Raw genomic sequence first — 19,106 nt, forward strand, 5'->3', positions numbered from 1 at the left:
TTATTCCCCCTCAACCTTAACCAGGTAGTTTACTTTGTTGATCATACCGCGCACGGAAGGAGTATCTTCCACTTCCACTGTGTGGCCGATGCGGCGCAGGCCCAGACCCGCAACGCACGCCTGATGACTTTTCAGGCGTCCGTTGATGCTTTTGGTCTGGGTGACTTTAATGGTCTTCTTAGCCATGGTCTTAACCCACCAATAACCTTAAATCTGGGCTGTGATTAGCCCAGAATCTCTTCGACTGATTTACCGCGCTTGGCAGCTACATCTTCCGGGCTCTGCATTTGATCCAGAGCTTTGAAAGTTGCACGTACTACGTTCACCGGATTGGTAGAGCCGTAGCACTTAGCCAGTACGTTGTGTACACCAGCCATTTCCAGAACGGAGCGCATGGCACCGCCGGCAATTACACCGGTACCCTGGGAGGCGGGCTGCATGTAAACCTTGGAACCGCCGTGGCGACCATTGGTAGCGTACTGGATGGTGTCACCATTCAGCTCTACCTGGATCATATTGCGGCGTGCAGCTTCCATCGCTTTCTGGATCGCAACAGGCACTTCACGCGCCTTGCCACGTCCGAAACCGACACGGCCATTGCCGTCGCCAACTACGGTCAGTGCGGTAAAGGCGAAGATACGACCACCTTTAACAGTCTTGGCAACGCGGTTGACCTGGACCAGCTTCTCCTGCAGGCCTTCGTCGTTGCTTTTGTCTTTCTCTCTAGCCATAACTCAACCCTTAGAATTTCAGACCGGCTTCGCGGGCAGCGTCAGCCAGAGCCTTTACACGGCCATGGAACTTGAAGCCACTGCGATCGAAGGCAACTTCTTCAACACCAGCGGCTTTCGCGCGCTCAGCGATCAGTTTGCCAACCGCGGAAGCGGCGTCGACGTTACCGGTTTTACCTTCGCGCAGGTCCTTGTCCAGGGTAGAGGCAGAAGCCAATACCGCATTGCCTTCGGCAGACAGGATCTGTGCGTAAATGTGACGCGGTGTGCGGTTCACGGTGAGGCGAACGGCGCCCAGCTCACGGATCTTGGCGCGGGCACGACGTGCACGACGCAAGCGAGATGCTTTCTTAACGTTCATATCTATGCCCTATTTACTTCTTCTTGGCCTCTTTGCGATACACGCGTTCATCGGCATAACGGACACCCTTACCTTTGTAGGGCTCCGGCGGACGGAACGCACGGATCTCAGCGGCCACTTGGCCCAGCAGCTGTTTATTGCTGCTCTTAAGTACGATTTCAGTCTGGGATGGCGTTTCCGCAGTCACACCTTCCGGCAACTGATAATCGATCGGATGGGAGAAGCCCAGGGTCAGGTTAACCGCTTTACCGGCGGCTTTCGCACGATAACCAACACCCAGCAACTGCAGCTTCTTCTCGAAGCCCTTGCTTACGCCTATCACCATGTTATTGACCAGAGCACGGGTAGTACCCGCCAGCGCTTTGGCCTGTTTGGAGTTATTGCGCGCGGCAAAAGTCAGCTGGCTTTCAGCCTGGCTTACTTCTACATCACCGTGAATAACCATATCCAGGTTACCGATACCGCCTTTAACAGCGATGTTCTGACCTTTCAGGTCTACGGTAACACCTGCGGGGAGAACTACCGGACTATTTGCTACTCGAGACATTGCAACCCCCGCTTAGAATACGGTGCAAAGCACTTCGCCACCAACACCAGCCTGGCGTGCAGCGCGATCAGTCATCACACCATTAGAGGTGGAAACGATCGCGATACCCAGGCCACCGCGTACGGTAGGCAGAGCTTTTTTACCAGTGTAAGCGCGCAGGCCCGGACGGGAAACGCGATTCAGCTCGGCAATAACCGGCTTGCCCTGGAAGTATTTCAGAGCAATGGTCAGTTCCGGCTTTGCGCCTTCGCTTACATTTAAATCAGTAACGTAACCTTCGTCTTTCAGGACTTTGGCCACTGCTACTTTCAGTTTGGATGATGGCAGGGTGACTTCCGCCTTTCCGCGTGCCAGGGCATTGCGGATGCGAGTCAGCATATCTGCCAACGGATCTTGCATACTCATCTTATGAGACTCCTCAAATCTGCCTTAAACCAGCTGGTAATTACCAGCTGGACTTCACGAGGCCAGGAACATCACCACGCATCGCAGCTTCGCGAAGCTTGTTACGGCACAGGCCGAACTTGCGGTATACAGCGTGGGGGCGACCAGTAATACGACAGCGGCGTTGCTGACGTACCGGGCTTGCATCGCGCGGCATTTTCTGCAGCTTGAGTTGAGCCTCCCACTGCTCCTCTTCGGAAGCAGTGGAACTGGCGATGATCGCCTTCAGCTCTTGACGCTTTTCGGCGTACTTAGCTGCGGTTCGAGCGCGCTTGTTTTCGCGCGCAATCATGGATTTCTTCGCCATGGAATCCTCTTAACCCTTAAAAGGGAAGTTGAACGCTTTCAGCAGCGCACGACCTTGATCGTCGTTTGCAGCTGTAGTGGTAATACAAATATCCAGACCGCGGAGCTTGTCTACTTTGTCGTAGTCAATTTCCGGGAAGATGATTTGCTCAGTCACGCCCATAGAGAAGTTACCGCGGCCGTCGAACTGCTTCGGGCTAATGCCACGGAAGTCGCGGATACGCGGAATCGCGATATCAACCAAACGCTCCAGGAACTCATACATGCGCTCACCGCGCAGAGTTACCTTGCAGCCGATCGGCCAACCGTCGCGAATCTTAAAGCCCGCAATAGACTTGCGCGCTTTAGTAACGATGGGCTTTTGACCAGTAATTGCTGTCATATCGTTGACAGCGTGCTCCAGCACCTTCTTATCACCAATCGCTTCACCAACACCCATGTTGATGGTGATCTTGGTGATGCGCGGCACTGCCATCACATTCTCGAGACCAAGCTCTTCTTTTAGCTTGGCCACGAGGTCCTTAGTGTAGAGCTCTTTAAGCTTTGCCATGATCTACCAACCTGCTTTTGCGTCAAGAGCCTTAGATGGCTTCGCCGCTGGATTTGAAGACGCGAATCTTAGTGCCGTCTTCCAGTACTTTAAAGCCCACCCGGTCAGCCTTCTGGGTGTTAGGGTTGAAGATGGCTACGTTGGAAGCTTGGATAGCAGCTTCTTTCTCAACGATGCCACCCGCAATACCCATCTGTGGGTTTGGCTTTTGGTGCTTTTTGATCATCTGTATGCCGGAGACAATCAGGCGGCCGTCGTTCAGTACTTTACGTACTGAACCACGTTTGCCCTTGTCACGACCGGCGATAACGATCACTTCGTCGTCACGCTTGATCTTGCGCATAACTCTTCTCCGCTCGAGGCCTAGATAACTTCGGGAGCGAGGGAGATGATCTTCATGAACTTCTCACCGCGCAATTCGCGAGTTACCGGACCAAAAATACGGGTGCCAACCGGCGCCAGTTGCTGGTTCAGCAGCACCGCTGCGTTATCGTCAAATTTAATCAGGGAACCGTCCGCGCGACGCACACCTTTTTTGGTGCGAACCACAACGGCGTTCATTACCTGACCTTTCTTCACTTTACCGCGGGGAATGGCTTCCTTAACGGTTACCTTAATAATGTCGCCCACGCCGGCATAACGACGATGGGAGCCGCCCAGCACCTTGATGCACATGACGCGGCGAGCCCCACTGTTGTCAGCTACTTCTAAGTAGGATTCCGCTTGAATCATTGTCTCTCTCCGAAACCTTTCAATTCGGCAGTCAATGCGCTAGGGGTTATACCTTCGCCGCACGCTCTACAATTTTCTGCAAAGCCCAAGATTTGCTCTTGGACAGCGGACGAGATTCCTCGATGGTTACAACATCGCCGATGCTGCAATCATTGTTCTCGTCATGTGCCTTAAGCTTTGTGGACTTGTTTACAATTTTGCCGTAGATCGGGTGCTTAACACGGCGCTCGATCAAAACGGTGATGGTTTTATCCATCTTGTCACTCACGACCTTACCGGTCAGAGTACGCTTCAGTTTTGCTTCAGCCATGATTAGTTACCTGCCTTCTCGGTCAACACAGTCTTTATGCGAGCAATGTCGCGACGAGTCTGCTTCAGCAGATGAGTCTGAGCCAGCTGACCGGTGGACTTTTGCATACGAAGCTTGAATTGAGCTTCGAGCTGGTTCAGCAGTTCCTGGTTCAGCTCTTCAACTGACTTTTCGCGTAGATCTGCAGTCTTCATTACATCACCGAACGCTTAACGAAAGTTGTTTTTACAGGCAGCTTGGCCGCAGCAAGTGCGAAAGCCTCACGAGCCAGCTCCTCGGACACACCCTCCATCTCATAGAGGACTTTGCCCGGCTGGATCTGAGCTACCCAGTATTCAACGCCACCTTTACCTTTACCCATACGGACTTCGAGGGGCTTATTGGTAATTGGCTTGTCCGGAAACACGCGAATCCAGATTTTGCCGCCACGTTTAACGTGACGAGTCATTGCGCGACGAGCCGCTTCGATCTGGCGCGCAGTAATGCGACCGCGACCGATGGCCTTGAGGCCAAACTCGCCAAAGCTCACTTTAGAGCCGCGCTGAGAAAGACCGCGGTTGCGCCCCTTCTGTACCTTGCGGAATTTTGTACGCTTTGGTTGCAGCATCTGCGTACCCCTTATTTAGCAGCTTTCTTGCGGGTCTTAGCCGGCTTCTCATCGGGCATTTCGTCACCGATGACTTCGCCTTTAAAGATCCACACCTTGATACCGATGATGCCGTAGGTAGTCATCGCTTCAGCAGTGGCGTAGTCGATGTTGGCACGCAGGGTGTGCAGAGGCACACGACCTTCGCGGTACCATTCGGTACGTGCGATTTCCGCACCACCGAGACGACCACTTACCTGAATTTTGATACCTTCGGCGCCCTGACGCATAGCGTTCTGTACGGCACGCTTCATCGCGCGACGGAACATTACGCGGCGTTCCAGCTGCTGGGCAACGTTCTGGCCAACCAGAGCGGCGTCCATATCAGGCTTGCGCACTTCTTCGATGTCGATGTGCACAGGTACGCCCATCTGCGCACTTACGTCGTTGCGCAGACGTTCTACGTCTTCACCTTTTTTACCGATCACGATGCCTGGACGCGCAGTGTGAATAGTCACACGAGCGGTGTTCGCCGGACGTTCGATCTCGATACGGCTCACGGAAGCGTGGGCCAGTTTTTTGCGAATAAATTCGCGAACTTTCAGATCCGTGTACAGCTTGTCTGCGTACTCGTCGCTGCCGGCATACCAAACAGAGGTATGCTTTTTAACGATACCCAGACGAATGCCGGTAGGATGTACTTTTTGTCCCATGGTTTTCTCGCCTGCTCTCTTATTTCTCGGCCACTTTCACAGTGATGTGACAAGTACGCTTAAGAATGCGATCTGCACGACCTTTCGCACGCGGTTTAATGCGCTTCATGGTCATACCTTCGTCCACAAAAATTGTGGAAACCTTCAGCTCGTCAACGTCAGCACCTTCGTTGTGCTCGGCGTTGGCAATGGCCGATTCCAGTACTTTCTTGACGATCGCCGCACCCTTTTTATTGCTAAATGCAAGAATATCCAGGGCTTCTTCAACGCCTTTGCCGCGAACCTGATCAGCTACCAGTCGCGCCTTTTGCGCCGATAGACGTGCGCCGCGTAATTTTGCTGCTACTTCCATCTTTTTAACCTCGGCTTAGCGCTTCTTCGCTTTCTTGTCCGCAGCGTGACCGCGGTAAGTGCGGGTAGCAGCGAACTCGCCCAGTTTATGGCCAACCATTTCTTCGTTAACCAAAACGGGCACGTGTTGACGACCGTTGTGAACGGCAATCGTCAGTCCAACCATTTCCGGCATAATCATGGAACGGCGGGACCAGGTTTTAATCGGTCGACGATCGTTTGCTTCAATCGCCGCCTCCACCTTCTTGATCAAGTGCAGATCAATAAAGGGACCTTTTTTTAATGAGCGTGGCACTGTCGATTCCTCTCTAGCTGCTCAGACATCGCGCGGCTTACTTGCCGCGACGACGTACAATCATCTTATCGGTGCGCTTGTTCTTGCGCGTTTTCTTACCCTTGGTCGGAACGCCCCACGGGGTAACAGGGTGACGGCCACCAGAGGTACGACCTTCACCACCACCGTGCGGGTGATCTACCGGGTTCATCGCCACACCGCGAACGGTAGGACGAACACCGCGCCAGCGTGCAGCACCAGCTTTACCCAGCTTGCGCAGGCTGTGCTCGGAGTTGCTCACTTCACCCAGGGTTGCGCGGCACTCAGCGAGAACCTTGCGCATTTCGCCGGAACGCAGACGAATAGTCGCGTACTGGCCTTCACGGGCTACCAGCTGTACAGAAGCACCCGCAGAGCGGGCCAACTGAGCGCCTTTACCAGGCTTCAGCTCGATACCGTGAATTACAGAACCCACCGGAACGTTGCGCAGAGGCAGGGTGTTGCCCACAGCAATCGGTGCGGCATCGCCGGACTGAATGGTGGCGCCAGCCTTAAGGCCTTTCGGTGCGATAATGTAACGACGCTCACCATCCGCGTAACAAACCAGAGCGATATGTGCGCTGCGGTTGGGATCGTACTCCAGACGCTCAACTTTAGCGGGGATACCGTCTTTGTTGCGCTTGAAGTCGATTACGCGGTAGTGCTGCTTGTGACCACCGCCGATATGACGAGTGGTGATACGACCGTTGTTGTTACGGCCACCGCTTTTGCTCTTGCTCTCTAAAAGAGGAGCGTAAGGAGCACCCTTGTGCAGGTCGGGGTTAACAACCTTAACCAGGTGTCGACGGCCGGCGGAGGTCGGTTTTGTTTTTACAATTGCCATTGTAACAGTCCCCTTTACTCAGCAGCTTCAAAGTTGATGTCGCTGCCTTCGGCCAGGCGAACGTAGGCTTTTTTCCAATCGCTGCGACGGCCCATGCCGTAGCGGGTACGCTTGGTTTTACCTTTAACGTTCACGGTGCGAACCTGCTCAACAGAAACGTTAAACAGCTTTTCAACCGCGGCCTTGATCTCAGCTTTTTCGGCATCGGTGGAAACCTTGAAAACTACTTGGTTGGCGCTATCGGCCAGCACAGCAGCTTTTTCGGAAATTACCGGGCCCAGCAGTACTTTGTAGAGTCGCTCTTGGTTCATCCCAGCACCTCTTCAATTTTCTTGAGCGCAGAAACGGTAACCACGACCTTATCAAAGCGAATCAGGCTTACTGGATCGATCGCCTGCACATCACGAACATCGATTTTGTGCAAGTTGCGAGCGGCCAGGTACAGGTTTTCGCTAACCTCTTCAGTCACGATCAGCGCATCGGACAGGTCAAACTGAGCCAGTTTGCTAACCAGTTGCTTGGTCTTGGGCGCGTCCACATCGAAGGACTCAACCACTATCAAGCGCTCCTGACGAGCCAGCTCAGACAGGATGCAGCGCAGTGCAGCGCGGTACATCTTTTTGTTCAGCTTAACGCTGTGATCACGCGGGTCAGCGGCGAAAGTTACACCACCGGAGCGCCACAGCGGGCTGCGGATAGTACCGGCACGTGCGCGGCCAGTACCTTTTTGGCGCCAGGGCTTTTTACCACCACCGGAAACATCAGAACGGTTCTTCTGCGCCTTGGTACCCTGACGAGCGCCAGCCATGTAGGCGACAACTGCCTGGTGTACCAGATCTTGGTTGAACTCACGTCCGAAAGTCACTTCAGAGACAGCTACTGTGCCTTTAGCGCCTTCGGGAGTAGCGATATTCAGTTCCATATCTAATTCCCCTCAGACTTAGGCTTTTACTGCCGGACGAACGATAACGTTGCCACCGGGAGCACCGGGAACAGCGCCTTTAACCAGCAACAGGTTGCGTTCGGCATCGACACGAACTACTTCCAGGTTCTGCACGGTTACACGCTCAGCACCCATGTGTCCGGCCATTTTCTTGCCTTTCCATACGCGGCCAGGAGTCTGGCACTGACCGATAGAACCGGGAGCGCGGTGAGACAGGGAGTTACCGTGGGTTGCGTCCTGAGTACGGAAGTTCCAGCGCTTAACGCCACCCTGGAAGCCTTTACCCTTGGAAGTGCCGGTTACGTCGATCTTCTGGCCAGCTTCAAAGCTGCTTACAGTGATTTCAGAACCGATTTCGAAAGTCTCTTCGGAAGCGTCAGTACGCAGTTCGAAAAGATTAGTGCCAGCCTCTACATTGGCTTTGGCGAAGTGGCCCGCTTCGGGCTTGGAGACACGGGAAGCCTTACGGTTACCCACTGCTACTTGAACAGCGGTATAGCCATCGGTTTCCACAGTTTTCACCTGGGTGACGCGATTCGGAGCAACCTCAACAACGGTTACCGGAATGGATACGCCATCTTCAGTGAAGACGCGAGTCATGCCGCTCTTGCGGCCGACAATACCTATAGTCATCTTATTAACCTCTCAGTGCACGGGGCTTTAACCCACTGCGGCCGCCCAATTTCAGAGCGTTACACTACCCAGACCTTTTTCGCCCGGGATTCGGTAGTTAGTTAAAAGTGTTTAGCCGAGACTAATTTGGACCTCAACACCGGCCGCCAGATCGAGCTTCATCAGCGCGTCGACGGTTTTCTCGGTAGGCTCAACGATGTCCAGCAAACGCTTGTGAGTACGGATCTCATACTGGTCGCGAGCGTCTTTATTAACGTGCGGGGAAATCAGTACGGTGTACTTCTCTTTGCGAGTCGGCAGCGGGATAGGACCGCGAACTTGTGCACCAGTGCGCTTAGCCGTCTCTACGATCTCCTGAGTAGACGCGTCGATCAGCTTGTGATCGAAGGCCTTCAGGCGAATTCGGATACGTTGACCCTGCATGGAATCAAACTCCAACTTATGAACTAAAGAACGTCCTTTCTCGCAACCCCGAGGGCGGGCGAAAAGGAGCGCGAATTCTACGGGGCGTACAAGAGGCTGTCAACTGTACAGCATGATCAAATTTCAATCGGCTCAAACTACAATGGAGTACCTTAGGTAAATCGAGGGTAAAGACATGACTATTGCTGCGAGATTAAGTCAATACTTGAATGACCAGTCAGTTGACTACCACCTAATACAGCATCCCCATACACGCACCAGTCGAGAGAGCGCCCATGCTGCTCATGTGCGCGAAGACCAGGTAGCCAAGGCAATCCTTTTGCGCGATAAGGAGGGGTTCGTGATGGCGGTAATTCCCGCCAGCAGCAGCCTGGATCTACGCGCAGTGCACACTGAAACCGGCCGCAACGACCTGGAGATGGTTGCAGAAAATGAGCTGGGGTCGGTCTTCCCAGACTGCGAGCTGGGCGCCCTACCCCCTGTCGGCCAGGCTTATGGCATTACTACCCTGATAGACAGTGGGCTTAGCCGCTGTGAGACAATCTTTTTTGAGGCGGGTGACCACGAAGAACTGGTAGAAATGAATGGACCACAATTCAATAAACTGTTTGCCGGGTGTCGAAGCGCTGATCTTAGTAAGGACTGGCCATAAGCAACCCTAGAAGCAGAAGGATTTGAAATATCAGCCTGAATAAGGCGCCACAAAGAAATGTAATCCTGTGGTGCTGCTCAAGCCAGAGCCACAGGATTCTGACCAGCAAACACTGCATACATTTCTCTTCCACCAACCTATCAGATTAGATAAGTACCCTACCCAGCGACTAGGCTATACCAGCAAATCGATGGGCACAGGGATATTTGTTTTAACCACCCCAAATATTTCTACAAAACGCAAAACAAATACATACCCTGAAGAGGTTTTAGCTTGTAAATCAGGACACCTACGCTATCTGAAGCCCTGCAGAGCCACAATGAGAACACAGCAAATGCTAACGCTCAAAAAGCTATACACGAGATAAAACAACCCCCAATTTAACTCTCTCCAATACGCTATCGCGAATAAATACCTCTGAAATAAAGCCTTTATAAATCTTTATCAAATTGCACAACTACAGCAACGCTCATCATAAATTACGAAGCTAAACTTGAACCTCTCCGACAACCTTTTTTACGGTTTTTCTTTGCAAACACTTATCCATAAAACCCTTCCAAGTAGCCAATTAAAACAAACACTTAATAGGCTGCAATGGCGAGAAAAAACAAAAAATATCAGGCAAAAAAAAACCGCAGCGCGTCCGCTGCGGTTTTTTATTTAGATCAAAAGTAACTATTACTCAATGATCTTGGCAACAACGCCCGCACCTACGGTACGACCACCTTCGCGGATAGCGAAGCGCAGGCCGTCTTCCATGGCGATCGGAGCGATCAGGGTAACAACCATTTGAATGTTATCGCCCGGCATTACCATTTCAGTGCCTTCCGGCAGCTCAACCGCACCAGTTACGTCGGTAGTACGGAAGTAGAACTGAGGACGGTAGCCTTTAAAGAACGGGGTGTGACGACCACCTTCGTCCTTGGACAGGATGTACACTTCCGCTTCAAACTTGGTGTGCGGAGTGATGGAGCCCGGCTTAGCCAGTACCTGACCACGCTCTACTTCGTCACGCTTGGTGCCACGCAGCAGCGCACCGATGTTCTCACCAGCACGACCTTCGTCGAGCAGCTTGCGGAACATTTCAACACCAGTACAGGTAGTGGTGGTGGTTTCTTTAATACCAACGATCTCAACTTCGTCGCCAGTGTTGATTACACCACGCTCTACACGACCGGTTACTACGGTACCACGACCAGAGATGGAGAATACGTCTTCGATCGGCATCAGGAACGGCTGATCTACTGCACGCTCCGGCTCAGGGATGTACTCGTCCAGAGTTTCTACCAGCTTCTTAACAGCGGTAGTACCCATTTCGTTGTCGTCTTCGCCGTTCAGGGCCATCAGAGCGGAACCAACGATGATCGGAGTGTCGTCACCTGGGAACTCGTACTGATCCAGAAGTTCGCGAACTTCCATTTCTACCAGCTCGAGCAGCTCTTCGTCGTCTACCATGTCCGCTTTGTTCAGGAATACAACGATGTAAGGTACACCTACCTGACGGGACAGCAGGATGTGCTCACGAGTCTGCGGCATGGGGCCGTCAGCAGCGGAACATACCAGGATAGCGCCGTCCATCTGAGCAGCACCGGTGATCATGTTCTTAACGTAGTCGGCGTGTCCCGGGCAGTCTACGTGCGCGTAGTGGCGAGTCGGGGACTCGTACTCAACGTGAGAAGTAGCGATGGTGATACCGCGCTCACGCTCTTCCGGAGCATTGTCGATACCGTCAAAAGCAACAGCGTCACCGCCCCATACTTCCGCACATACGCGGGTCAGAGCAGCGGTCAGGGTGGTTTTACCGTGGTCAACGTGACCGATGGTGCCCACGTTCACGTGGGGCTTGGAACGTTCAAACTTTTCTTTTGCCATCTTTAGATGTCCTCTAGCTAAAAGTTTGCCAAAGGGGCCCCAGCTGTTGGCCCGGCCCCCTTTGAGCAGAAGTTAATTAGGCTTTGTTCTTGGCGATGATCTCATCGGCAACGTTTTTCGGCGCTTCGGAGTACTTCAGGAATTCCATGGTGTAGGTAGCACGGCCCTGAGTAGCAGAGCGCAGGTCGGTTGCGTAACCGAACATCTCTGCCAGAGGCACTTCTGCGTTTACCACCTTACCAGCGGGGTTGTCTTCCATACCCTGAATAAGGCCGCGACGACGGTTGAGGTCGCCAACTACGTCACCCATGTTCTCTTCTGGAGTTACTACTTCCACCTTCATCATCGGCTCAAGCAATACCGCGCCACCCACAGAGGAGAGCTTCTTGGTCGCCATAGAACCGGCGATTTTAAACGCCATTTCACTGGAGTCCACATCGTGGTAGGAACCGTCATACAGAGTCGCTTTCAGGCCTAGCAGCGGGTAGCCAGCCAGAACACCGTTTTGCATCTGCTCTTCGATACCTTTTGATACCGCAGGGATATATTCCTTAGGTACTGCACCGCCCACGATTTCGTTAACGAATTCCAGGCCTTCTGCGGACTCATCCTCAGCGGGCTCGAATTTCACCCAAACGTGTCCGAACTGACCGCGACCACCGGACTGACGAACGAACTTACCTTCGATCTCAGAGGTGTTACGGATCGCTTCGCGGTAGGCCACCTGAGGCTTACCGATGTTCGCTTCAACATTGAACTCGCGACGCATACGGTCGACGATGATGTCCAGGTGCAGCTCACCCATACCAGAGATAATGGTCTGGCCAGTTTCTTCGTCGGTCTTCACGCGGAAAGACGGGTCTTCCTGGGCCAGCTTGCCGAGGGCAATACCCATTTTTTCCTGGTCAGGCTTGGACTTGGGCTCAACCGCTACGGAAATTACCGGCTCTGGGAATTCCATGCGCTCCAGAACAATTTTGTTGCTCTCGGCACACAGGGTGTCACCAGTGGTCACGTCTTTCAGACCAATCGCAGCTGCGATGTCACCCGCCAGTACTTCTTTAATCTCTTTACGATCGTTGGAGTGCATCTGCACCATACGACCAACGCGCTCTTTCTTCATTTTTACGGAGTTGTATACCGCAGTACCGCTCTCCAGCTTACCGGAGTAAACACGGAAGAAAGTCAGAGTACCAACGAAGGGATCGGTAGCAATTTTGAACGCCAGAGCGGCGAACGGAGCGTCATCGTCGGCTTCGCGAGTCTCAACGGTTTCGCCGTCTTCCAGAGTACCTTCGATCGCCTTTACTTCAGTCGGAGCCGGCAGGTATTCGATAACCGCGTCCAGCATGGCCTGCACGCCCTTGTTCTTGAACGCAGAGCCGCCCAGAACCGGTACGATTTCATTGGCCAGGGTACGCTGACGGATAGCTGCCTTGATCTCTTCTTCGGTCAGCTCACCCTCTTCCAGGTACTTTTCCATCAGCTCTTCGCTGGCTTCAGCGGCCGCTTCTACCAGGTACTCGCGCATTTCGTCGCACTCGTCCTGCAGCTCAGCGGGGATGTCAGCGTAGTCGAAGGTCATGCCCTGATCGGCTTCATTCCACAGAATGGCCTTCATTTTCACCAGGTCAACAACACCCTTAAACTCGTCCTCAGCACCGATGGTCATTTGCAGCGGTACGGCGTTCGCGTTCAAACGATCTTTCAGCTGGTCCACAACGTTGCGGAAGTTCGCACCGGCGCGGTCCATTTTGTTCACGAATACCATACGCGGCACGTGGTATTTGTTGGCCTGGCGCCAAACGGTTTCAGTTTGCGGCTGAACACCAGAGGAACCACACAGTACAACAACCGCGCCGTCGAGTACGCGCAAGGAGCGCTCTACTTCAATGGTAAAGTCAACGTGTCCTGGGGTGTCGATGATGTTTACGCGGTGCTGATCGAACTGCTGCTGCATGCCAGCCCAGAAGCAGGTGGTTGCAGCGGAGGTGATGGTAATACCACGCTCCTGCTCCTGCTCCATCCAGTCCATGGTTGCGGCGCCTTCGTGCACCTCACCAATTTTGTGGGACAGACCAGTGTAGAAAAGTACGCGCTCAGTAGTGGTGGTTTTACCGGCGTCTACGTGGGCACAGATACCGATGTTACGGTAGCGTGCGATAGGCGTTTTACGTGCCACAGTTGTATCCTCGATATAACGGCAAAAGGCAGCCTGGAAATTTCCGTGCTGCCTTTCGGTATTAATTTCCGATGTTGGTAATCATCAGACTTAGAAGCGGTAGTGAGAGAACGCCTTGTTGGCTTCCGCCATGCGGTGTACATCTTCACGCTTCTTGACCGCGCCGCCCTTGTTCTGAGCTGCATCGATCATTTCATTGGCCAGGCGCTGAGCCATAGACTTCTCGCCGCGTTTGCGGGAGAACTCTACCAGCCAACGCATTGCCAGAGCCGTACGGCGCGAGGGGCGCACTTCTACAGGCACCTGATAGGTCGCACCACCAACACGGCGGGATTTAACTTCCACCATAGGCGCGATGTTTTCCAAAGACTCTTCAAACACTTCGATCGGGTCTTTGTTCAGTTTTTCAGAAATAGTATCAAGGGCACCGTATACAATGCGCTCTGCTACTGATTTCTTGCCGCTGATCATGACGTGGTTCATGAACTTGGCTAGGGTGACGTTCCCGAACTTGGGGTCGGGCAGTACTTCGCGCTTAGCGACTACTCGTCTTCTCGGCATGGGAATTGCCTCTCTTCAGGGTTATTCTGAGACGCCGCCGTAAAACCTTACAATCCGGCGAGCTCAGCCTTACTCCGGTTGGAAACCGAAACGCAAATCGTTAAAGGCGATTAACCTTTAGGACGCTTGGCGCCGTATTTAGAACGGCCCTGCTTGCGATCGTTTACGCCGGCACAGTCAAGTGCACCGCGTACAGTGTGGTAGCGCACACCCGGCAGGTCTTTTACACGACCGCCGCGAATCAGTACCACGCTGTGCTCCTGCAGGTTGTGGCCTTCACCACCGATGTACGAAGTCACTTCGTAACCGTTGGTCAGACGCACACGGCAAACTTTGCGCAGTGCGGAGTTCGGCTTTTTCGGTGTAGTGGTGTACACGCGAGTGCAAACTCCACGACGCTGCGGGCTAGCCTGCAGAGCGGGAACGTCGCTTTTTTCGACTTTGCGTTTTCTCGGCTTACGAACCAACTGGTTGATCGTTGCCATTAAAAATCACTCCAAAAATAAAATGCCCCCACCTCTAACAGTGAGGGCCTGTCGTCTGTGTGTAGCGTCGACCCAGAGATCGAACGAAACACCCCACATCAGCGGGGGCCGCATTCTATAAGCGACAACCCGCCTAGTCAATCGGCGACGGAAGTAAGTGCTCACATCACAGACAGTCGCCAATATCAGATCGAGCACCGAAGTGCCCCGACTTATCCCACCCCAACATAAGATGGAGTGGGATACGCCTTATTCACCAGAGGACTTGAGAGCCTCGGTCAGCGCCGCTTCTACCTCTGCTGCAGAAGGACCTTCGCCGAAGGTTTCTTCCAGCTGCAGGTTGCGCTTGCGCTTGCGTTCAGCGTGGTAGGCCAGACCGGTACCGGCCGGAATCAAGCGGCCCACAACCACGTTCTCTTTCAAACCGCGCAGGCTATCTTCTTTACCAGTAACCGCCGCCTCGGTCAGAACGCGGGTGGTCTCCTGGAACGAAGCCGCAGACAGGAAGGACTCAGTGGCCAGAGACGCTTTGGTAATACCCAGTAACAGGCGCTCGAACTGAGCGGGCTGTTTGCCTTCGGCGCGCAACTGCTCGTTCTCTTCGATCACGCGCTGGTATTCCACCTGGTCGCCCTTGATCAAACTGGAATCGCCCATCTCGAGGATTTCCACCTTGCGCAGCATCTGGCGCACGATAGTCTCGATGTGCTTATCGTTAATACCTACACCCTGGAGACGGTAAACTTCCTGGATCTCATTGGTGATGTAGCGCGCCAGTTCTTCAACGCCTTTCAGACGCAGAATATCGTGCGGGTTGGACGGGCCATCGGAGATAACCTCGCCCTTCTCTACAGTTTCACCTTCGAACACAGTCAGCTGGCGGTGCTTCGGAATCAGAACCTCGTAGTGATCCTTACCGTTGGCCAGTGGCTTGCCGTCGCGCGGGGTGATCTGCAGACGCACCTTGCCTTTGGTCTCTTTACCGAAGGAAACGGTACCGGAGATCTCCGCCAGGATGGACGGTTCTTTCGGTTTACGCGCTTCAAACAGGTCAGCAACACGTGGCAGACCACCGGTGATGTCCTTGGTACCGCCAGATTCCTGCGGGATACGTGCGATTACGTCACCCACGTTCACCTTGTCACCATTCTTCAGGCTGAGAATTGCACGCGCCGGCAGTGCGTAGTGCGCGGGGGCATTACTGTTGGCCAGAGTCAGTTCTTCACCGTTCTCATCCAACAGAGTTACCGCCGGACGCAGGTCTTTACCTGCCGCCGGACGCTCGGCTGGATCGATAATTTCGATCGAGGACAGACCGGTAATTTCATCGGTCTGCTTGCGGATGGAGAGGCCCTCTTCCATACCGGACAGTTTCACCCAACCCGCAACTTCGGTAATGATTGGGTGGGTGTGCGGATCCCATTTGGCCACGATCTGGCCACCATCGACCGAACTCCCCTCGTTGACGCTGATTACAGCACCGTAAGGCAACTTGTAGCGCTCGCGCTCGCGGCCGGCGCTATCGGCAATCGCCAATTCACCGGAACGGGAAACCGCTACCAGGTTGCCAGCTTCGGTCTTAACGGTCTTCACATTGTGCAGACGTACGGTACCGCCCAGCTTCACCTGAATGCTGTCTGCAGCAGAGGCGCGGCTCGCAGCACCACCGATGTGGAAGGTACGCATGGTCAGCTGGGTGCCCGGCTCACCGATGGACTGTGCGGCAACAACGCCCACAGATTCACCCGGGTTGGCGCGGTGGCCTCGGGCCAGGTCACGGCCGTAACACTGGGCACAGATACCGTGTGCAGTAGTACAGGTGATCGGGGAGCGAACCAGAACCTCATCGATACCCATGGCTTCGATGCGCTCTACCCACTTCTCGTCGATCATGGTGCCGGCGGAAACGGCGATTTCATCGCTGCCTGGCTTCAATACATCGCGAGCCACAACACGACCGAGGATACGGTCACCGAGAGATTCGATAACGTCACCGCCCTCGATCACCGGCGCCATGGTCAGGCCGTCGTCAGTGCCACAATCCAGCTCGGTAATTACCACGTCCTGAGCAACGTCCACCAGGCGACGGGTCAGATAACCGGAGTTCGCGGTTTTCAGTGCGGTATCCGCCAGACCTTTACGAGCACCGTGGGTCGAGATGAAGTACTGCTGTACGGTCAGACCTTCACGGAAGTTCGCGGTAATGGCGTTCTCGATAATGGAGCCGTCTGGACGGGCCATCAGACCACGCATACCAGCAAGCTGACGAATCTGTGCTTCGGAGCCCCGTGCACCGGAGTCTGCATACATGAAAACAGAGTTGAAAGAGTCTTGCTGGGTCTCTTTGCCCTCTCCGTCAATCACGGGCTCTTTCTTAATGCCCGCCATCATCGCCTGGGTCACCTTATCGTTGGTACGGGACCAAACATCAATGACCTTGTTGTATTTTTCACCCTGGGTTACCAGACCGGAGGCAAACTGGCTTTCAATTTCCTTCACTTCCGCTTCCGCGGATTCGATCAACTGAGCTTTCTCGGCCGGGATTTCGAAGTCGTTCACACCAATGGAGGAACCGGACTTGGTAGAGAAATCAAAACCGGTGTACATCAGCTGGTCGGCGAAGATAACGGTCGCCTTCAGGCCCACCTTACGGTAGCACTCGTTCAGTACACGGGAAATAGACTTCTTCTTCATCGGCTGGTTAACCAGCTCGAAGGGCAGGCCTTCCGGGACAATATTCCACAGCAGCGCGCGGCCTACTGTGGTGTCCTGTACAGAGATGGTTTCGTGTTTCTCACCATCTTCACCCACAATATTTTCGCGGATACGCACTTTAACCTTCGCCTGTAAGCCAACCTGCTTGGCATAAAAGGCACGGCTCACCTCTTTGATATCGGAGAAGGACATGCCCTCGCCTTTATCGTTGACGCGCTCGCGGGTCATCCAATACAGGCCCAGTACCACGTCCTGGGACGGTACGATGATCGGCTCACCATTGGCGGGCGACAGGATGTTGTTGGTGGACATCATCAGCGCGCGGGATTCTAGCTGCGCTTCGATGGTCAGAGGTACGTGTACCGCCATCTGGTCGCCGTCGAAGTCGGCGTTATAGGCAGCACAAACCAGCGGATGTAGCTGGATTGCCTTACCTTCAATCAGTACCGGCTCGAACGCCTGAATACCCAGACGGTGCAGGGTCGGTGCACGGTTGAGTAGTACCGGGTGCTCGCGGATCACCTCGTCGAGGATATCCCAAACGATGGCCTCTTCGCGCTCCACCATTTTCTTGGCGGCTTTGATGGTAGTGGCCAGACCGCGAGTTTCGAGCTTGCCGAAAATAAATGGTTTGAATAGCTCCAACGCCATTTTCTTGGGCAGACCACACTGGTGCAGGCGCAGGGTCGGGCCAACCACGATCACGGAACGACCGGAGTAGTCCACACGCTTACCCAGCAGGTTCTGACGGAAGCGGCCCTGCTTACCTTTAATCATGTCAGCCAGGGACTTCAGCGGGCGCTTGTTGGAGCCGGTGATAGCGCGGCCGCGACGGCCGTTATCCAACAGTGCATCGACAGATTCCTGCAGCATGCGCTTTTCGTTGCGCACGATAATATCCGGCGCATTCAACTCGAGCAGGCGCTTCAGGCGGTTGTTACGGTTGATCACACGACGGTAGAGGTCGTTCAGATCGGAGGTCGCGAAGCGGCCACCATCCAGCGGTACCAGCGGACGCAGATCCGGTGGCAGAACCGGCAGAGCTTTCATTACCATCCACTCCGGGTTGTTACCGGATTTGTAGAAGGCTTCCAGCAGCTTCAGGCGCTTGGACAGTTTCTTGATCTTGGTTTCGGAATTGGTCGCCGGGATCTCTTCCCGCAGACGCTGGATCTCAACCGGCAGTTCAATATCTGCCATCAATTCCTGGATTGCCTCGGCACCCATTTTCGCTTCGAACTCATCGGCGAACTCTTCCATCGCCTCAAAGTACTGCTCATCGTTCAGCAGCTGGCCGCGCTCCAGGGTGGTCATGCCGGGCTCGGTTACCACGTAGGATTCGAAGTACAGCACGCGCTCAATATCGCGCAGGGTCATATCCAGCAACAGGCCGATACGGGACGGCAGGGATTTCAGGAACCAGATATGCGCAACCGGGCTGGCCAGTTCAATGTGGCCCATACGCTCACGGCGCACCTTGGCTTTGGTGACCTCAACGCCGCACTTCTCACAGATAATACCGCGGTGCTTCATGCGCTTGTACTTACCGCACAAGCACTCGTAGTCTTTTACCGGGCCGAAGATCTTGGCGCAGAACAAGCCTTCACGCTCAGGCTTGAAGGTACGGTAGTTGATGGTCTCCGGCTTCTTCACTTCGCCGTAGGACCAGGAGCGGATCATGTCCGGCGAGGCCAGACCGATACGAATCGCATCAAACTCTTCCAGGTGCTCCTGGGACTTCACCAGATTTAATAAATCTTTCAAGGCCTTTCCTCCACTAGGGGGTAGTCAACCCGGCCGTTACGCCGGGCCGGGCGGGCCGGCAACCCCACTGCTTCCAGGGTGCCGGCGC

At 54.1% G+C, this 19,106-nt stretch carries 26 protein-coding genes; 1 reads left to right on the forward strand and 25 read right to left on the reverse strand.

Annotated elements, in window-relative coordinates:
- From rpmD to rpsJ, 20 genes are all read right to left on the reverse strand, one after another.
- Complete coding sequence (rpmD, locus tag ACJJIT_RS17040) at window positions 1–186, reverse strand: 50S ribosomal protein L30 (protein WP_020411402.1); 186 nt, start codon at window positions 184–186, stop codon at window positions 1–3.
- Window positions 187–224: 38 nt separating this feature from the next.
- Window positions 225–731, reverse strand: coding sequence for a 30S ribosomal protein S5 (gene rpsE / locus ACJJIT_RS17045; RefSeq protein WP_252084418.1), 507 nt, complete (start codon window positions 729–731; stop codon window positions 225–227).
- 10 nt (window positions 732–741) lie between these two features.
- Window positions 742–1,092, reverse strand: coding sequence for a 50S ribosomal protein L18 (gene rplR / locus ACJJIT_RS17050; RefSeq protein WP_252084417.1), 351 nt, complete (start codon window positions 1,090–1,092; stop codon window positions 742–744).
- Window positions 1,093–1,105: 13 nt separating this feature from the next.
- The gene (gene rplF, locus ACJJIT_RS17055; RefSeq protein WP_252084416.1) at window positions 1,106–1,639 is read right to left on the reverse strand and encodes a 50S ribosomal protein L6; all 534 of its coding nucleotides are present in this window, start codon (window positions 1,637–1,639) and stop codon (window positions 1,106–1,108) included.
- A gap of 12 nt (window positions 1,640–1,651) precedes the next feature.
- Window positions 1,652–2,044 carry a 30S ribosomal protein S8 gene (gene rpsH, locus ACJJIT_RS17060; protein ID WP_252084415.1) on the reverse strand — a complete coding sequence of 131 codons (393 nt, stop codon included), beginning with the start codon at window positions 2,042–2,044 and terminating at the stop codon, window positions 1,652–1,654.
- A 40-nt stretch (window positions 2,045–2,084) separates the two neighbouring features.
- A complete protein-coding gene (gene rpsN / locus ACJJIT_RS17065; RefSeq protein ID WP_020411397.1) occupies window positions 2,085–2,390 on the reverse strand; it encodes a 30S ribosomal protein S14 in 306 nt (101 codons plus the stop codon).
- Between the two features lie 9 nt (window positions 2,391–2,399).
- The gene (gene rplE / locus ACJJIT_RS17070; protein ID WP_020411396.1) at window positions 2,400–2,939 is read right to left on the reverse strand and encodes a 50S ribosomal protein L5; all 540 of its coding nucleotides are present in this window, start codon (window positions 2,937–2,939) and stop codon (window positions 2,400–2,402) included.
- Between the two features lie 31 nt (window positions 2,940–2,970).
- Entirely contained in the window at window positions 2,971–3,282 is a 312-nt protein-coding gene (gene rplX, locus ACJJIT_RS17075) for a 50S ribosomal protein L24 (RefSeq protein WP_108731661.1), read from the reverse strand.
- Between the two features lie 20 nt (window positions 3,283–3,302).
- Window positions 3,303–3,671, reverse strand: a complete 369-nt coding sequence (gene rplN, locus ACJJIT_RS17080) for a 50S ribosomal protein L14 (RefSeq protein WP_067151032.1) — start codon at window positions 3,669–3,671, stop codon at window positions 3,303–3,305.
- Between the two features lie 46 nt (window positions 3,672–3,717).
- Window positions 3,718–3,981 carry a 30S ribosomal protein S17 gene (gene rpsQ, locus ACJJIT_RS17085; RefSeq protein WP_108731660.1) on the reverse strand — a complete coding sequence of 88 codons (264 nt, stop codon included), beginning with the start codon at window positions 3,979–3,981 and terminating at the stop codon, window positions 3,718–3,720.
- Between the two features lie 2 nt (window positions 3,982–3,983).
- Window positions 3,984–4,175, reverse strand: coding sequence for a 50S ribosomal protein L29 (rpmC, locus tag ACJJIT_RS17090; RefSeq protein WP_020411392.1), 192 nt, complete (start codon window positions 4,173–4,175; stop codon window positions 3,984–3,986).
- Complete coding sequence (gene rplP / locus ACJJIT_RS17095) at window positions 4,175–4,588, reverse strand: 50S ribosomal protein L16 (protein WP_020411391.1); 414 nt, start codon at window positions 4,586–4,588, stop codon at window positions 4,175–4,177. The genes rpmC and rplP overlap by 1 nt, the downstream gene beginning before the upstream one ends.
- Before the next feature lie 11 nt (window positions 4,589–4,599).
- Window positions 4,600–5,280, reverse strand: coding sequence for a 30S ribosomal protein S3 (gene rpsC / locus ACJJIT_RS17100; protein ID WP_444887952.1), 681 nt, complete (start codon window positions 5,278–5,280; stop codon window positions 4,600–4,602).
- 19 nt (window positions 5,281–5,299) lie between these two features.
- The gene (rplV, locus tag ACJJIT_RS17105; RefSeq protein WP_020411389.1) at window positions 5,300–5,632 is read right to left on the reverse strand and encodes a 50S ribosomal protein L22; all 333 of its coding nucleotides are present in this window, start codon (window positions 5,630–5,632) and stop codon (window positions 5,300–5,302) included.
- 15 nt (window positions 5,633–5,647) lie between these two features.
- On the reverse strand, window positions 5,648–5,926 hold the full coding sequence (gene rpsS, locus ACJJIT_RS17110) for a 30S ribosomal protein S19 (RefSeq protein WP_020411388.1): 279 nt from the start codon (window positions 5,924–5,926) through the stop codon (window positions 5,648–5,650).
- Between the two features lie 37 nt (window positions 5,927–5,963).
- Complete coding sequence (rplB, locus tag ACJJIT_RS17115) at window positions 5,964–6,788, reverse strand: 50S ribosomal protein L2 (RefSeq protein WP_020411387.1); 825 nt, start codon at window positions 6,786–6,788, stop codon at window positions 5,964–5,966.
- 14 nt (window positions 6,789–6,802) lie between these two features.
- A complete protein-coding gene (gene rplW, locus ACJJIT_RS17120; RefSeq protein WP_152451143.1) occupies window positions 6,803–7,099 on the reverse strand; it encodes a 50S ribosomal protein L23 in 297 nt (98 codons plus the stop codon).
- Entirely contained in the window at window positions 7,096–7,710 is a 615-nt protein-coding gene (gene rplD, locus ACJJIT_RS17125) for a 50S ribosomal protein L4 (protein ID WP_252084413.1), read from the reverse strand. Before rplD ends, rplW begins: the two co-directional genes overlap by 4 nt.
- Before the next feature lie 18 nt (window positions 7,711–7,728).
- Window positions 7,729–8,364, reverse strand: coding sequence for a 50S ribosomal protein L3 (gene rplC / locus ACJJIT_RS17130; protein WP_444891417.1), 636 nt, complete (start codon window positions 8,362–8,364; stop codon window positions 7,729–7,731).
- A gap of 111 nt (window positions 8,365–8,475) precedes the next feature.
- Complete coding sequence (gene rpsJ / locus ACJJIT_RS17135) at window positions 8,476–8,787, reverse strand: 30S ribosomal protein S10 (RefSeq protein WP_010133849.1); 312 nt, start codon at window positions 8,785–8,787, stop codon at window positions 8,476–8,478.
- Window positions 8,788–8,962: 175 nt separating this feature from the next.
- On the opposite strand from rpsJ, the gene ACJJIT_RS17140 reads away from it, so the two are divergent.
- Window positions 8,963–9,439, forward strand: a complete 477-nt coding sequence (locus ACJJIT_RS17140; RefSeq protein ID WP_444883681.1) for an aminoacyl-tRNA deacylase — start codon at window positions 8,963–8,965, stop codon at window positions 9,437–9,439.
- 678 nt (window positions 9,440–10,117) lie between these two features.
- Here the strand turns inward: ACJJIT_RS17140 and tuf are convergent.
- From tuf to rpoC, 5 genes are all read right to left on the reverse strand, one after another.
- Entirely contained in the window at window positions 10,118–11,311 is a 1,194-nt protein-coding gene (gene tuf / locus ACJJIT_RS17145) for an elongation factor Tu (RefSeq protein ID WP_252084404.1), read from the reverse strand.
- A gap of 76 nt (window positions 11,312–11,387) precedes the next feature.
- Window positions 11,388–13,493: an elongation factor G gene (fusA, locus tag ACJJIT_RS17150; protein WP_252084410.1), complete on the reverse strand. Its 2,106-nt coding sequence runs from the start codon at window positions 13,491–13,493 to the stop codon at window positions 11,388–11,390.
- A gap of 90 nt (window positions 13,494–13,583) precedes the next feature.
- The gene (gene rpsG / locus ACJJIT_RS17155) at window positions 13,584–14,054 is read right to left on the reverse strand and encodes a 30S ribosomal protein S7 (RefSeq protein WP_143729448.1); all 471 of its coding nucleotides are present in this window, start codon (window positions 14,052–14,054) and stop codon (window positions 13,584–13,586) included.
- Window positions 14,055–14,164: 110 nt separating this feature from the next.
- Window positions 14,165–14,539, reverse strand: coding sequence for a 30S ribosomal protein S12 (rpsL, locus tag ACJJIT_RS17160; RefSeq protein ID WP_067150990.1), 375 nt, complete (start codon window positions 14,537–14,539; stop codon window positions 14,165–14,167).
- Window positions 14,540–14,788: 249 nt separating this feature from the next.
- Window positions 14,789–19,018, reverse strand: coding sequence for a DNA-directed RNA polymerase subunit beta' (gene rpoC / locus ACJJIT_RS17165; RefSeq protein ID WP_444899140.1), 4,230 nt, complete (start codon window positions 19,016–19,018; stop codon window positions 14,789–14,791).
- Window positions 19,019–19,106: the final 88 nt, after the last annotated feature.

The sequence above is a fragment of the Microbulbifer mixtoriginis (SeqCode) genome, assembly GCF_052467515.1.